The following is a 14,637-nucleotide window of genomic DNA, read 5'->3' as shown; positions in this document are numbered from 1 at the left end:
GATCATGAACGTAATAATCGTAGGTGGTGGAAAGGTGGGGGCTTATCTGACTTCACTGTTGCAAGGCGGCGGTCATCAGGTTAAGCTGATCGAAATCAGAACCCATCAATTGGAACGGCTGGCATGTGATCTGCCCAAAGAAGTGCTGATATCAGGAAGTGGCACCGACCCCGAGGTGCTGGAAGCCGCTGGAATCCGTTCGGCGGATGTGCTGGCAGTGGTAACCGGCGCCGATGAGATCAATCTGGTGGCGGCCACTATTGCCCGACTGGAATATCAGGTGCCAAGGATTCTGGCCCGGATCAAAAATCCCAAAAATGCCTGGCTGTTCACTCCGGAAATGGGCGTGGATGTGGCGTTGAACCAGGCTGAGCTGATGGCGACGCTGGTGGCTGAAGAAATGTCAGTGGGGGATATGATGACCTTACTTAAACTCAACCAGGGACAGTTTTCGTTGGTTGAAGAAAAGGTTCATCCGTCATCCCGGGCAGTGGGAAAGATGGTTAGGGAGCTTGGTTTGCCCACCGAATCGGTGTTGGTGGCCATTATCAGAAACGGTCAGTTGCTGATTCCTCATGGGGATACCCGGCTATTACCTGCTGATGAGGTGTTGGCAATCATTCATGCGGCGGATCTTCAGGATCTGGCCAAAATTTTAGGACCAGACCACTAAAACGGTGACGTCCTTTTGGTAGCACATTGAAGTTGGGTGATTTATTCGGGTGTTGTATCAGGTTTTTTTGATTTATTTTGATCATTGGGGGTACAAACATACAAAAACCGATTGGTTAATGATAAATTTTGAGAGGGAAGTATGAAAAAGGATGAAATCGCAATTGTCGATGATGAACCCATCAATTTAATGATCTTAAAAAAACTACTGAGTCCCTCTTTTTTGATTCGGGCTTATAAATCTGGAGCGGAGTTGCTTGATTCGGTTAAAAAGGGAATTCAGCCAGATTTAATTCTGATGGATATCATTATGCCAGGAATGGACGGCTACGAGACCCTTTCGGAATTACGCAAAGACCCAGATAATCAGGGAATTCCGGTCATTTATATTACTGCCCTGGATAGTCTGATTGACGAAGAAAAGGGGTTTTATTTGGGTGCGGTTGATTACATCACCAAGCCCTTTCGTCCGGGGATTGTGTTAGCCAGAGTCAATGCGCATCTGGAACTCAAACATGCCAGAGATCGGCTTAAAAACCAGAATGAATGGCTGGAGGCCGAGGTTAAGCGACGGATGGTGGAAAATCAGCTGATCCAGGATACGACCTTGAATGTCTTTGCGGAATTGGTTGAAACCCGGGACAATGATACAGCCAATCATGTTATGCGAACCCAGAATTACGTTAGGATTATCGCTGAGCGATTGCAGAAGTATGAACGGTTTGAAAATCACTTAAGTGCAGAAGTCATCGAACGGATTGTTAAGGCAGCGCCCCTCCACGATATTGGCAAGATCGGGATTCCCGACGCCATTTTATTAAAACCGGGTAAACTTAACAATGAGGAATATGAGGTGATGAAAAATCACTGTAAAATCGGTGGCAATGCCATTCGGCTGGCAATCAATAAAACTCTGTCAGGTAACCAGGCAAAAAACAAACTGGGCGAAGTAACCGCTTTATCCTTTCTGGAAGAGGCTGAAAAAATCATGAATTATCATCATGAACGCTGGGATGGAAAAGGTTATCCGGAAGAATTGTATGGTGATGAAATCCCGCTGTCTGCCCGGATTATGGCTTTGGCTGATGTTTTTGATGCCCTCACCACGGTACGGCCATATAAAAAAGCCTGGCGTGTGGATGCGGTGGTTGACTATATTCTGGAACAAAAAGGCTTGCAGTTTGATCCGGATGTGGTAGAAGCTTTTGAAGCCGAAGTTGAGTCTTTTATACAGGTTATGAGCCAGGGACAGCCGAGAGAATAATAGAAGTACGGCGGAACCAGAAGGGGGGAGTCAGATGGCAGATCAAGCAAATACCGGGTTGGATCAACGAGAGAAAATTATTGATCAATTGTATCTCCATACGGAACTGATTAGGGAAATCAGCCAGATGGAGTCAGGGATCAATGGCGATATTGAAGGTTTTTCAGAAGAAATAACGGAACTTTTGGGCAATCGACTGGAAGCGGATCGGGTGTCAATCTGGCAATATAATAATGAAATGACAATGATGGAATGTCTCGATCTTTATGTAAAAAAAGAGCAAACCCACAGCAAAAAAATGACCATGAATCGAGCCGATCAACCCCTGACCTTTGAGTATCTGATTAAAAACAGATACATGATTATTGATAACAAGTCGGTTGAACCCCAGGAGAAGGATTATTGGCAGGCGTATATGAAACCCTTGGGGGGAACGACACTACTGGTTTGCAGTATTTTATGTAATGGAAAGGCGATTGGCTCCATTGGATTTATGTATGTCAATCGAAAACACGAGTGGGGAAGTGATGAAATCACATTCGGCTGTCATATCGCCGATCAAATCGGAACGGCCTTTTTAAACCGGGAGCGAATGGCGATAACCCAAGCATTGCGGAAAAATGAAGCGTTTTTAAATCGGGCTCAGCAGGTTTCAAAAACAGGTCATTGGCATTTTGATATTGAAACAAATTGTCTGACCTGGTCTGATGAAACCTATCGAATTTTTGGTGTCGAAATAGGAACACCACAAACGTTCGAATCATATATGGGGTTTGTTTATCCGGATGATCGCAAAAATATTATTGAGAACTGGACGAAAAAATCGGTGGAGGGTCAACCATTTACTGTGCTTCATCGGATTGTTGCTGGTGATCAAATTCGTTGGGTGGAAGAACGATCGGAATTTGAGCATGATCAGCAGGGAAATCCGGTTGCCAGTTGGGGTACCGTTGCAGATGTGACTGAAAAGATGAACTACCTAAAAGAACTTGAGAATTACCAAAAGCATCTTGAGGAAATGGTTATTTCCAGAACCACTGATTTGGAAAAAGCAAAGCTCGATGCAGAAGCCGCTAACCAGGCCAAAAGCGCATTCTTGTCCAATATGAGCCATGAAATTCGAACCCCCATGAATGCGATCATTGGTCTTTCCCATCTGATCCGACGGGATCCACTGACCATGCGCCAGGAGGAACAGCTTGATAAGCTGACAGAAGCGGCGAATCACTTGCTTCATATCATAAATGATGTGCTGGATCTTTCGAAAATAGAAGCCGGAAAGATGCAGCTGGACGCCCATGATTTTGAACCCACCCGGGAAATTGACCGGGTTTGTAATCTTTTAGCGGATGAAGCGGCAAAAAAAATCTGAATATACTGGTGGATGTGGATCATATTCCGACGGTTTTACAAGGCGATTCAGTTCGTTTTGGCCAAATACTACTTAATTTAATGAGCAATGCCGTGAAGTTTACCGAAAAAGGAAGCATCAAAATTGTGGCTCGAATCATTAATCAGGATCACAAACAAATTCGCTTGCGCTTTGAGGTTTGTGATACCGGAATCGGGATGTCAAAAAATCAGATCAATAAACTTTTTCAGGATTTTGTCCAGGCAGATGAATCGATGACCCGTCTCTATGGGGGAACTGGCCTGGGACTGGCAATCAGTTCCCGGTTGGTGAACTTTTTAGGTGGTGACATTGGGGTTCATAGTGAACTGGGGTTGGGAAGCCGGTTTTGGTTTGAGTTGCCATTTGAAAAATCAACGGCACTTCCTAAAAATAGAATCAATATCGCGTCTTCAGAAACAATGCGGGTTCTGGTAATTGATGATATGCAGGAGGCCCGGGAGTTGGTGATTAGTATGCTTGCTGATTTTGGAATTCAGTGTGATGCGGTTAATTCGGGAAATGAAGGGCTGGCAGCGGTGAAGAAAGCTGACCAGATGACGGTGCCCTATCGTCTGGTATTGATGGATTTGAAAATGCCGGAGATGGATGGGATTGACACGGCGCTGATGCTGCAATCACTGGAACTGAAGACCCGCCCAGAGGTCTATCTGATCACCGGATATGGCAACCAGATTTCTGCTGAAGAAGCTCGGCGGGCCGGAATCAGCCGGATTCTTGTCAAACCAATGACACCCTCAACGCTCAATGACGCATTAATGGAATTGCTGGATGACAATCTGGATGCTCAAATACCTTCATCCCTCAATGATCTGGAGACGCGTTTAAAGCACTATCAACCCGCACATATCCTGATTGTTGAAGACAACCAGATTAATCAGGAAATTGTCAGGCAGCTTTTTGAGCCCTTTAACTTCAAAATCGAACTGGCTGAAAATGGCCAGGAGGCAATTGATCGGATTACTCAGAAAAAGTTTGATTTAATCCTGATGGATGTTCAGATGCCGGTTATGGATGGTTTGTCGGCAACAACAAAGATCAGAAGTTTGCCGGGTTGGGAAGCGGTCCCCATTTTGGCGATGACCGCCAATGCCTTTGAAGAAGACCGGAAAAAATGTATTGAAGCAGGGATGAATGATCATCTGGTCAAACCGGTGGAACCGGAGATTCTATACAAGAGTCTGATCAAGTGGTTACCAGTTCGAAGCGTTCAATCGGAGCATAAAGATAAACCCCGAAGTCATACGGAAAAAGACCTGGTCAGGCAAGCAATTGTGTCGCCGGATATACAAAATCAGTTAAAAATTCTGCGGCAGGTAGATGGATTGAATGTGGAAACCGGATTGCGAATTCTTGGCGGTGATGCCTCCGTTTATTTGCGGCTGATCCAACAGTTTGCGCAGAAGTGTCAGGCCGATACCGATTATATTGTAAGTCAGAATGCCGCCGAAAACTACCCGAGTATTTTGCAGACGGTTCACTCAATCAAGGGGGTGGCCGGAAATCTGGGTGCCATCAAAATTCAGGAGCTGGCCGCTGATCTGGAGCAGGCAGTCCGGATTGGATCAGGAAAAGCGCAGTTCGAAAAACAAATTGATAACTTTGTTAATGCGTTAAGCAGTTTTGTCGAGGCTCTGCCAAAAGCAGGTTATGCGCCTGAAAGGATTAAAGAAGGTGTTGATAATAGGGATCAGGTCAATGGGATTCTGAGCCAGTTGGCGGTTTTGCTTGAAAATAACGATACAGAGGCCTATGACTTATTTGAAGAACACAAAGACCAACTGATTCCTGCTCTGGGAAATGCTGGCTTTGAACTGGAACGACAGATTCATGAATTTGATTATCGGGAAGCCCTGGAAACATTGCGATCGTCTTCGGCAGTACTTCAGGAATTTTTTAAAAGCCTTTAAAGTGACTAAGGATTATGTTGGAAACTGGTTAAATTTACAAATATTTCTTGATTTTCATAACCTTTTATAGTACAATTCGAAACGAATGATAGAAATAGATATAAGGTCTATTTGGCGTATTTATAAGCAGATTTTATAGATACAGCAAAGAATTCTTTTGACCATTTCTTGATCGGTTTAACCCGGGAAAAGAAATTGAATGCCATACGGACAGCTAGGTCAAATGCCGATTGGCAACTTTCGTTGCCTTATTGATTGAGCAACCGCTCAAATTTTATAAGTTGGTTACTTAAAACCGTGTGCTTTTTGCACATCACACTTGTGAAACAATCAATAAGAGTAGTAAAAGTAAGTTCTTGCTATATAGACTCTAATTTCTACGTTTGGGATCATGGATAGACGGTGCAGTTTGTGCCGGTGTCAATAACGAATCAGTAGAAATAAACTCAAGTGGATGAACAGCAGATGCTGAAGGATCACTTGAGTTTTTTGTTTTTTAAACTTACCGCACAATCACGATAAAAACAGGAAACGGGGTGGATTATGGATAATAAATTGAAGTTGAATGGTTTTAATAATTTGACAAAATCGTTGAGTTTTAACATTTATGATGTATGCTATGCCAAGAGCGAGCGGGAGCAGCGGGACTATATTGCTTATATTGACGAGCAGTATAACTCGGATCGCTTGACAAATATTTTATATCACGTTACTGAGATGATCGGGGCCCGGGTACTCAATGTGTCCAAGCAGGATTATGATCCCCAGGGGGCCAGCGTTACTTTTTTGATTGCCGAAGAAACGTTTTTGCGGGAATACCGGGAAGAAAATATTGAAAAAAATAATTTTCAGGGCGATACGGTGGTGGCTCATCTGGATAAGAGCCATGTGACGGTGCACACCTATCCGGAATACCATCCGGACACCTCCATTGCCACCTTTCGGGTCGACATTGATGTGGCGACCTGCGGTGAAATAACGCCGCTGAGCACCCTGGATTTTTTGATTGGCAGCTTTGACTCGGACATTATTACCATGGATTATCGGGTTCGGGGCTTTACCCGGGACGTCAGTGGCAAAAAACTGTTTATGGATCATAAAATCACCTCGATTCAGGATTATATCGATGATAAAACCCTTAAGGAGTATGATGCCATTGATATCAACGTTTATCAGTCCAATCTTTTTCACACCAAGATGTTGTTAAAGGAAATTACCCTCCAGAATTATCTGTTCAATACCGATGCCTATGAGCTGCCGCCCCGCACCCGGCTGCAGATCACTGAAAACCTGCGCCGCGAAATGATCGAAATCTTCAGCGGCAGTAATGTCTATTAACAACTTTTGGGGTTGTCTGGGGATACCGTACCGACCAATTGTTAATCAGTTGTGTGCTTACAGCTCGGACACTCATAAGAAATGAAACATTTCTCATGAGTCGTGGGCAGTCGCCAACTACAAGCCAGCTTGTGATTGGCTCGTTGCCTTCACGCAGGCTATCGCCGTGTCCGCTCTGATGCACACAACACGATATAACAATTGTCGGTACTACGAATATCTCTGTGTATAGCAAAAGTACAATAACTCTTTAAAAAGTTACATCAGTTTAGATGATGTATTCAAATTTGGGAAGGAAAAAAACGTGCCAAAATTAAATCAACAACGAATGCCGATTATGGCGGCACTCAATGAGTTTAAGCGGAATCGGTTGGTGCCCTTTGATGTACCCGGCCATAAACGGGGCAAGGGGAATCCGGAATTAACGGAATTTTTAGGGGAACGATGTATGACCCTGGATGTCAATTCGATGAAGCCGCTGGATAATCTCTGCCATCCAGTTTCGGTGATCAAAGAAGCCGAGGAACTGGCAGCCGATGCCTTTGGCGCTAAGCAAGCCTTTTTTATGGTCAACGGCACGACTTCGGCGGTTCAAACCATGGTATTGTCAGCCTGTAAAAAAGGGGAGAAGATTATCCTGCCCCGCAATGTCCACCGTAGTGTCATTAACGCCATGATCCTGGGCGGTGCCATTCCGGTTTATGTCAATCCTGAAACCAACCATGAAATCGGTATTTCCTTGGGGATGACGCTGTCTGCCGTCGCCAAAGCGATCCGGGAAAACCCCGATGCTAAAGCGATTTTAGTCAATAATCCCACTTATTACGGGGTCTGTTCCAACCTGAAAGCGATCGTTGAATTGGCGCACGCTGCGGGGATGCTGGTGCTGGCCGATGAGGCCCATGGCACCCATTTCTATTTTGGCGAAAACATGCCGATCAGTGGGATGGCAGCGGGAGCGGATATGGCCTCGGTCAGTATGCATAAATCCGGCGGCTCGCTGACGCAAAGCTCTTTTTTATTGGTGGGGGCCGGGATGAACCCCGGCTATGTCCGCCAGATTATCAATCTGACCCAGACCACCAGTGGCTCTTATCTGTTACTTTCCAGTCTCGATATTTCCCGCAAAAATCTGGCGGTTAACGGGAAGGAGATCTTTAAAAAAGTGACTGAAATGGCTCAATACGCCCGGGATGAAATCAATCAGATCGGCGACTATTACGCCTATTCAAAAGAGCTGATTAATGGTGATACAATTTTTGATTTTGATGCCACCAAGCTGTCGATTAATACCTTAAACGTCGGGTTGGCGGGAATTGAAGTCTACAATATTCTCCGGGACGAATACGACATTCAGGTGGAATTTGGGGATGTAGGCAATATTCTGGCTTACATTTCAGTGGGCGACAGTCAACGCAATCTGGAACGGCTGGTTTCGGCACTGGCCGAAATCCGTCGGATTTATAAAAAAGATAAGGCCGGTATGCTGCAATATGAATACATTAACCCGGCGGTGGCAGTGGCCCCACAAAAAGCCTTTTATGCCGATAAGGAAGCCCTGCCACTGGAAAAAAGCGGCAGCCGGATTTGCAGCGAATTTGTGATGTGCTATCCGCCGGGGATTCCAATTCTGGCTCCCGGTGAAATGATTACCAAAGAAATTCTTGATTCGATTGAATACGTCAAGGACAAAGGCTGTTTTTTAACTGGCCCCGAAGACATGGAAATCAAAAAACTTAACGTGCTGAAGGAGGATTAAAGATGGAATTATGGTTTTCCGAAAAACATACACCTAGCGTCAAATTTTCCATTCAGGTGGATCGCCAGCTTTACTGTGGACAAAGTGAATTTCAGCGGATCGATATCTTTGATTCCAAAGAATTTGGCCGTTTTTTAACTCTGGATGGTTACATGATGCTGACTGAAAAAGACGAGTTCATCTATCATGAGATGATGGTCCATATTCCCATGGCCGTTCATCCAGCCGCCAAAAAAGTGCTGATTATCGGCGGTGGTGATGGCGGTGCCATCCGTGAGCTGGTGCGCTATCCGCTGGTTGAACAGATTGATCTGGTCGAAATTGATGAGTTGGTGGTGGAAGTCTGTAAAAAGCATCTGCCCCAAACGGCCTGCTGTTTTGCCGATGAGCGGGTCACCGTCCACTATCAGGATGGTCTGAAATTTATTCGCCGTTGCGAAAATGAATACGATCTGATCATTGTTGATTCCACCGATCCCTTTGGCCCTGGCGAAGGCCTGTTTACCAAAGAGTTCTATGGTAATTGCTATAAGGCCTTAAAAGAAGACGGAATCATGGTCAATCAGCATGAAAGTGCTTTTTATCTGGATGATGCGGTAGCCATGCAGCGGGCTCACAAACGGATTGTCGAGTCTTTTCCGATCAGCCGGGTCTATCAGGCCCATATCCCCACCTATCCCTCGGGACACTGGCTGTTTGGCTTTGCCTCGAAGAAATACCATCCGCTTGAGGATTTAAAGGCGGTGAAGTGGAATGCCATGGGTTTTAAAACCCGCTACTATAATACCCAATTGCATATTGGCGCCTTTGCCCTGCCAAACTATGTGGAGGAGTTGTTAAAAGATGTTGAATAAAAATATTGAGACTTTTTTAGGTTGTGACAACGAATATGGCGAGTCCGGGATTGTTGTTTTTGGAGCACCCTTTGACTCCACTACCTCCTTTCGTCCCGGCGCCCGCTTTGCCAGCCGCACGATGCGGGGCGAATCCTACGGACTGGAAACCTACAGCCCCTACCAGGATAAAGACCTGGAAGATTATTCCATTTTTGATGGCGGTGATCTGGAACTTTGTTTTGGCGATACCGAAAAAGCCCTGGCAGCGATTGAAAGCTATACCACCCGGGTATTAAGAGATAATAAGCGGCCGGTGATGATTGGCGGCGAGCATCTGGTGACCCTGGGGGCAGTCCGGGCGGTGGCCCGGAAATATCCGGAACTCAAGGTGATCCATTTTGACGCCCATGCCGATTTGCGGGATGACTATCTGGGGGCCCCCTTGTCCCATGCCACGGTGCTGCACCGGGTTTGGGATATCATAGGGGATGGCCGGATCTATCAATTCGGGATCCGCTCCGGCGAACGCAGTGAGTTTCAGTGGGCGAAAGAGCACGTCAGCACTCAGAAATTTAATTTTGAGGGCCTGGCTGAAGTGGTCGAAAAACTCCAGGGCCAGCCGGTCTATTTCACCCTGGATCTGGATGTATTAGACCCATCCGTCTTCCCCGGTACCGGGACTCCGGAATCCGGCGGCGTCAGCTTTATGGAGCTGCTTGAAGCGATCCGGAAAGTCAGCCAGCTGAATCTGGTCGGCTGTGACATCAACGAACTTTCGCCAGTCTATGACCAGAGCGGCGCTTCCACCGCTGTCGCCTGCAAGATACTGCGGGAACTCTTATTGGCGATGGCCTAATAAAGTTAGAAAATTACAAATGAAAATAGAATCAGAACGCAGTACCGAGATCAGATTAACGATGGGTCGGTACGGTAATTGAGAGATAACATAATTTAGGTAATTACGAAATGAAAAAAGTCGAACAATTGTTGCTTTGAGTACAGTTTCCACAAACAATTACGTAACGTGTAGGCGAACAGTTCAGGGAACTGTCCGCCGTACAGTGTAGAAATTGTTTCGTGCGAAACTGGGCGCAAAGCTCACGGCAGTTTTGCAATTACCCGATAATCTAAGTAGTTAGAGAAAATATTAAGGAGGAACAAATTATGGGAAAAGCATTAATTATCGGTTGCGGCGGTGTTGCCAGTGTGGCCATTCATAAATGCTGTCAAAACAGCGATGTGTTTACCGAAATCTGCATTGCCAGCCGAACCAAAAGCAAGTGCGATGTCTTAAAAGAGAAACTGGATGGCGGAGCCACCAAAATCACCACCGCCCAGGTTGACGCCGACAATGTTGATGAGCTGATTGCGCTGATTGAAAAGGAAAAGCCGGATGTGGTTTTGAACCTGGCCCTGCCGTATCAGGATCTGACCATTATGGATGCCTGTCTGGCCACGAAAACCCATTATGTTGATACGGCCAATTATGAGCCGGAAGATACTGCTAAATTTGAATACAAATGGCAGTGGGAATATCGGGAACGGTTTGAAAAAGCCGGGATTACCGCCCTGCTGGGCAGTGGCTTTGACCCCGGTGTGACCGGTGTTTTTTCAGCCTATGCCATGAAGCACCAGTTTGATGAGATCAATTATATCGATATTCTCGATGCCAACGCCGGTGATCACGGCTATCCCTTTGCCACCAACTTCAATCCCGAAATCAATATTCGTGAAGTTACCGCTAACGGTAGCTACTGGGAAGACGGACAGTGGATTGAAACCGAGCCGATGGAAATCAAGCGGGTTTATAATTTCCCGGAAATTGGCCCTAAAGATATGTATCTGCTCCATCATGAAGAACTGGAATCACTGGGTCAAAATATCAAGGGGATCAAACGGATTCGTTTCTTTATGACCTTTGGACAAAGCTATCTGACCCACCTGAAATGTCTGGAAAACGTCGGCATGACGTCGATTGAGCCGATTGAATATGAGGGCAAAATGATCGTTCCGCTACAGTTTTTAGCTGCTGTCTTACCCGATCCGTCAACCCTCGGCCCCCGCACCAAAGGAAAAACCAATATCGGTTGCATCTTTCAGGGCAAAAAAGACGGCCAGGATAAAACCTACTACCTCTACAACGTCTGTGATCACGAAGAATGCTACAAAGAAGTCGGTTCCCAGGCGATCTCCTATACCACCGGGGTTCCGGCGATGATCGGCGCAATGCTGGTAATGACCGGCCAGTGGCAAAAACCGGGGGTTTACAACATTGAAGAGTTCGATCCCGATCCCTTTATGGAAGCCCTGAACAAATGGGGCCTGCCCTGGCAGGAAAGTTTTGAACCGGAGCTGGTTGATTAAGCATGGCACAAATGGAATTAACGGACGCTTTCAAGGAACTGCCGACGCCCTGTTATCTGGTTGATGAAAGCCTGCTGATTAAAAACTTAAAAATTCTGGATCGGGTCCAGCAAGCCACCGGGTGTCGGATTCTGCTGGCTCAAAAGGCGTTTTCGATGTTTTCGCTCTACCCCCTGATCGGCCGCTATCTGGCCGGCACCACGGCCAGCGGACTCTTTGAAGCACGGCTGGGCCATCAGGAAATGGGCGGAGAAACCCACGTCTTTGCCACCGCCTATCGTGACGATGAGTTTGACGAAATCGTCGGACTCTGCGACCATATCGTTTTTAACTCCTTTAATCAGTGGCAGAAATACAAGGATCAGGCCTTAAGGGCCGGCCGGGAGTGTGGGATTCGGATCAATCCGGAGTGGTCTACCCAGGATCACGCCATTTATGATCCCTGTTCACCCGGGTCCCGGATGGGGGTCACCCGGGCTCAGTTTAAACCGGAATTGCTGGAAGGTATCAGCGGTTTGCATTTTCACACCCTCTGTGAGCAGAATGCCGACGCTTTGGAGGAAACCCTGAAAGCGGTGGAAGAAAAATTCGGCGAATTTTTACCAGAAATGAAATGGCTCAACTTTGGCGGTGGCCATCACATTACCCGGGCTGATTATGACATTGAAAAACTGATTGCCTGTATCAGGCGGATTCAGGAGAGATACGGGCTGAAGGTCTATCTAGAGCCCGGGGAAGCGGTGGCGCTGAACACCGGCTTTCTGGTGGCGACGGTGCTGGATCTCGTCGAGAATGGCATTCACAACGCCATCCTTGACACCTCTGCGGCTTGTCATATGCCGGATGTGCTGGAAATGCCCTATCGACCCAACATTATCGGGGCCGCCCAACCAGATCAAAAACCATTTACCTATCGGCTGGGCGGACCGACCTGTCTGGCTGGGGATATTATCGGCGATTACAGCTTTGATAAGCCACTTGAAATTGGTGATCGCCTGATCTTCTGTGATATGGCCATTTATTCGATGGTTAAAAACAATACCTTTAACGGCATGAATCTCCCAGCAATCGCTATTTTTACCAGAGAAAAAACCATTCAGATGGTCAAACAATTTGGCTATACTGATTTTAAAAACCGCTTGTCATAAAGAGCAGGCGGTTTTTTTATGGGAAATTTAGTTACTATACCCGGGCATCTTTATGGTATAATGGCTCAAATTAGAATTATTTTATCGAGATGAATGTATGAACAGGAGAAAGAGATGGTACATAAATTTAACCCCGACAATAAAACGAAACTGGATAATGAGTGGCGCCGGGAAAACCTGCCGCCAGTTGAAACCCTAGAAAAATTAGGATTAAAAGCAAGCGACAGTGTGGCGGATATTGGTTGTGGGATTGGTTATTTTACCATTCCGGCCGCTAAGATGATTGCTGATAACATTGCCTATGCCCTGGATACCTCCCCGGAAATGCTGGCAGAGGTTGTTCAGCGTAGCGAGGCAGCGGGTTTGAACAATATAAAAACCGTAAAATCCGAAGAACTGGATCTGCTGATTCCTGATGAAGCGGTCTCTTTTGCACTACTGGTCAATGTGATCCACGAAATTGTTGATAAGAATCAGTTTCTGGAAGAAATTAGCCGGATTTTAAAACCTGGTGGTAAGCTGGCGATTATTGATTGGGAAAAAGCCCAAACCGAAATGGGACCACCGATTGATCACCGCATTGACAAAGATGACGTCATTGCGATGCTGGAAGAAATTGGCTTTTATTGCCAGAAAACCCAGTCTTTCACTGAAAATTTCTATGGCCTGGTGCTGGTGAAGAACAGTGAAGAACAGTGAAGACCAGGTAATTGTAAAATGAACACAATACTCACGGCAGTTATGTAATTACCTAACAGTTAAGACATCAGAAAGGAAAAAAGATGGATAAAGAGAAAATTGTGATCATCGAAAACGACCAGTTTGCCAAACTGGTCGGGCTGGAACTGGTCAAAGTGGAACTGGGCTATGCCGAAGTCAGAATGGCGATTCAGGAAAAGCACCTTAATGGGGTTGGGATTGTCCAGGGCGGTGCCATCTTTACCCTGGCTGATTTTGCCTTTGCGGCGGCAGCCAATGCTAGCGGAAAAGTAACCGTCGGCATTAATGCCAATATTAACTATTTCAAACCGGCCAAAGGGAAAACACTGCTGGCTAAAGCCAGCCAAACATCTTCTGGCCGAAGTCTTTGCAACTATACAGTGGATATTTTTGATGAAGACAATGCGGTGCTGGTTGCCAAATTCACGGCTACCGGCTTTAGCAAAAACTAATACCCGGTTCGAAAATTTGAAGCTAAGCTAAGTTCAGGAAAGGAAAAGAAGATGAAAATAACCGTAATCAATGGCACCATGCGTCATGGCAGCACCTGGAATTGTAAAGAGTTGCTGGTTCAGAATATTTCAAAACAGGTAGTTACTGAGATAACGGAGTTTTATCTGCCCAAAGACATGTCCAATTTTTGCAGCGGTTGTTTTTCCTGCTTCTTAAAGGGGGAAGACACCTGCCCCCACGCCGATCAGATCCGGCCCATTGTTACCGCTTTGGAAGAGGCCGATCTGGTGATTCTGACCTCTTCGGTTTATGGATTGGATGTTAGCGGTCAGTTAAAAGCTTTACTGGATCATCTCTGCTTTATGTGGCTCAGCCACCGACCCAATCCGAAGATGTTTAATAAGGTGGGTATCAGTTTTGCCACCACGGCCGGTGCGGGTCTTTCCCACACCACCAAAACGATGCAGAACAGTCTGAAATTCTGGGGGGTAAAAAAACGGTTTGCCAGTAAGCAGGCAGTGGCCGCCATGAATTGGCGTGAGATATCCGACAAAAAGCGTAGTCAAATTGAAAAAGACATGGCCCAGTTGGCCCAAAAAGCCACCGCAGCGGTGGCTAATATCGAACACAGCGCTGCGCCCCTGTTTCGAAAAATCATGTTTGTGTTGATGAAAGATATGATGAAAAAGAACGACTGGAATCCCACCGATCGCAACCACTGGGAAGCCCAGGGCTGGTTAAGTGGGACGAAGCCCTTTTAAA

Annotated in this window: 13 protein-coding genes; all 13 read left to right on the top strand. The window is 46.2% G+C overall.

Going from position 1 to position 14,637, the window contains the following annotated elements:
• Window positions 1-4 precede the first annotated feature (4 nt).
• The 13 genes from CHL1_RS16190 to CHL1_RS16130 all read left to right on the top strand — a co-directional run bounded on the left by CHL1_RS16190 (window position 5) and on the right by CHL1_RS16130 (window position 14,636).
• A complete protein-coding gene (locus CHL1_RS16190) occupies window positions 5-673 on the top strand; it encodes a potassium channel family protein (RefSeq protein WP_070370923.1) in 669 nt (222 codons plus the stop codon).
• A 141-nt stretch (window positions 674-814) separates the two neighbouring features.
• Window positions 815-1,936, top strand: coding sequence for an HD-GYP domain-containing protein (locus tag CHL1_RS16185; protein WP_250934030.1), 1,122 nt, complete (start codon window positions 815-817; stop codon window positions 1,934-1,936).
• A 34-nt stretch (window positions 1,937-1,970) separates the two neighbouring features.
• Window positions 1,971-3,308, top strand: coding sequence for a histidine kinase dimerization/phospho-acceptor domain-containing protein (locus CHL1_RS16180; protein ID WP_250934029.1), 1,338 nt, complete (start codon window positions 1,971-1,973; stop codon window positions 3,306-3,308).
• Between the two features lie 8 nt (window positions 3,309-3,316).
• Window positions 3,317-5,257, top strand: a complete 1,941-nt coding sequence (locus CHL1_RS16175; RefSeq protein WP_338078254.1) for a response regulator — start codon at window positions 3,317-3,319, stop codon at window positions 5,255-5,257.
• 543 nt (window positions 5,258-5,800) lie between these two features.
• Window positions 5,801-6,595, top strand: a complete 795-nt coding sequence (gene speD, locus CHL1_RS16170) for an adenosylmethionine decarboxylase (RefSeq protein WP_070370929.1) — start codon at window positions 5,801-5,803, stop codon at window positions 6,593-6,595.
• Between the two features lie 328 nt (window positions 6,596-6,923).
• Window positions 6,924-8,354 (top strand): aminotransferase class I/II-fold pyridoxal phosphate-dependent enzyme, encoded by a 1,431-nt coding sequence (locus CHL1_RS16165; RefSeq protein WP_250936302.1) that lies wholly within the window; start codon window positions 6,924-6,926, stop codon window positions 8,352-8,354.
• A 2-nt stretch (window positions 8,355-8,356) separates the two neighbouring features.
• Window positions 8,357-9,208 (top strand): polyamine aminopropyltransferase, encoded by an 852-nt coding sequence (gene speE / locus CHL1_RS16160; protein WP_250934027.1) that lies wholly within the window; start codon window positions 8,357-8,359, stop codon window positions 9,206-9,208.
• The gene (gene speB, locus CHL1_RS16155) at window positions 9,198-10,046 is read left to right on the top strand and encodes an agmatinase (RefSeq protein WP_250934026.1); all 849 of its coding nucleotides are present in this window, start codon (window positions 9,198-9,200) and stop codon (window positions 10,044-10,046) included. Before speE ends, speB begins: the two co-directional genes overlap by 11 nt.
• Window positions 10,047-10,354: 308 nt before the next feature.
• A complete protein-coding gene (locus tag CHL1_RS16150) occupies window positions 10,355-11,554 on the top strand; it encodes a saccharopine dehydrogenase family protein (RefSeq protein ID WP_250934025.1) in 1,200 nt (399 codons plus the stop codon).
• Window positions 11,555-11,565: 11 nt separating this feature from the next.
• Window positions 11,566-12,702, top strand: coding sequence for a carboxynorspermidine decarboxylase (nspC, locus tag CHL1_RS16145; protein WP_250934024.1), 1,137 nt, complete (start codon window positions 11,566-11,568; stop codon window positions 12,700-12,702).
• Between the two features lie 114 nt (window positions 12,703-12,816).
• Entirely contained in the window at window positions 12,817-13,401 is a 585-nt protein-coding gene (locus CHL1_RS16140) for a class I SAM-dependent methyltransferase (RefSeq protein WP_250934023.1), read from the top strand.
• An 83-nt stretch (window positions 13,402-13,484) separates the two neighbouring features.
• On the top strand, window positions 13,485-13,874 hold the full coding sequence (locus CHL1_RS16135; RefSeq protein WP_250934022.1) for a PaaI family thioesterase: 390 nt from the start codon (window positions 13,485-13,487) through the stop codon (window positions 13,872-13,874).
• 51 nt (window positions 13,875-13,925) lie between these two features.
• Window positions 13,926-14,636 (top strand): flavodoxin family protein, encoded by a 711-nt coding sequence (locus CHL1_RS16130; RefSeq protein ID WP_250934021.1) that lies wholly within the window; start codon window positions 13,926-13,928, stop codon window positions 14,634-14,636.
• Window position 14,637: the final 1 nt, after the last annotated feature.

This window comes from Acetobacterium wieringae, assembly GCF_023700225.1.
Classification (GTDB): Bacteria; Bacillota; Clostridia; order Eubacteriales; family Eubacteriaceae; genus Acetobacterium; species Acetobacterium wieringae.
This window is presented reverse-complemented; position numbering and strand designations above follow the sequence as displayed.

Excerpts from the sequence above, each read along its gene's own strand:
- CHL1_RS16190 (WP_070370923.1), top strand. The coding sequence starts at position 5 with ATGAACGTAATAATCGTAGGTGGTGGAAAGGTGGGGGCTTATCTGACT.
- speE (WP_250934027.1), top strand. The coding sequence starts at position 8,357 with ATGGAATTATGGTTTTCCGAAAAACATACACCTAGCGTCAAATTTTCC.
- speB (WP_250934026.1), top strand. The coding sequence starts at position 9,198 with ATGTTGAATAAAAATATTGAGACTTTTTTAGGTTGTGACAACGAATAT.
- CHL1_RS16165 (WP_250936302.1), top strand. The coding sequence starts at position 6,924 with ATGCCGATTATGGCGGCACTCAATGAGTTTAAGCGGAATCGGTTGGTG.
- CHL1_RS16135 (WP_250934022.1), top strand. The coding sequence starts at position 13,485 with ATGGATAAAGAGAAAATTGTGATCATCGAAAACGACCAGTTTGCCAAA.
- CHL1_RS16140 (WP_250934023.1), top strand. The coding sequence starts at position 12,817 with ATGGTACATAAATTTAACCCCGACAATAAAACGAAACTGGATAATGAG.
- CHL1_RS16150 (WP_250934025.1), top strand. The coding sequence starts at position 10,355 with ATGGGAAAAGCATTAATTATCGGTTGCGGCGGTGTTGCCAGTGTGGCC.
- CHL1_RS16130 (WP_250934021.1), top strand. The coding sequence starts at position 13,926 with ATGAAAATAACCGTAATCAATGGCACCATGCGTCATGGCAGCACCTGG.
- nspC (WP_250934024.1), top strand. The coding sequence starts at position 11,566 with ATGGAATTAACGGACGCTTTCAAGGAACTGCCGACGCCCTGTTATCTG.
- speD (WP_070370929.1), top strand. The coding sequence starts at position 5,801 with ATGGATAATAAATTGAAGTTGAATGGTTTTAATAATTTGACAAAATCG.
- CHL1_RS16185 (WP_250934030.1), top strand. The coding sequence starts at position 815 with ATGAAAAAGGATGAAATCGCAATTGTCGATGATGAACCCATCAATTTA.
- CHL1_RS16180 (WP_250934029.1), top strand. The coding sequence starts at position 1,971 with ATGGCAGATCAAGCAAATACCGGGTTGGATCAACGAGAGAAAATTATT.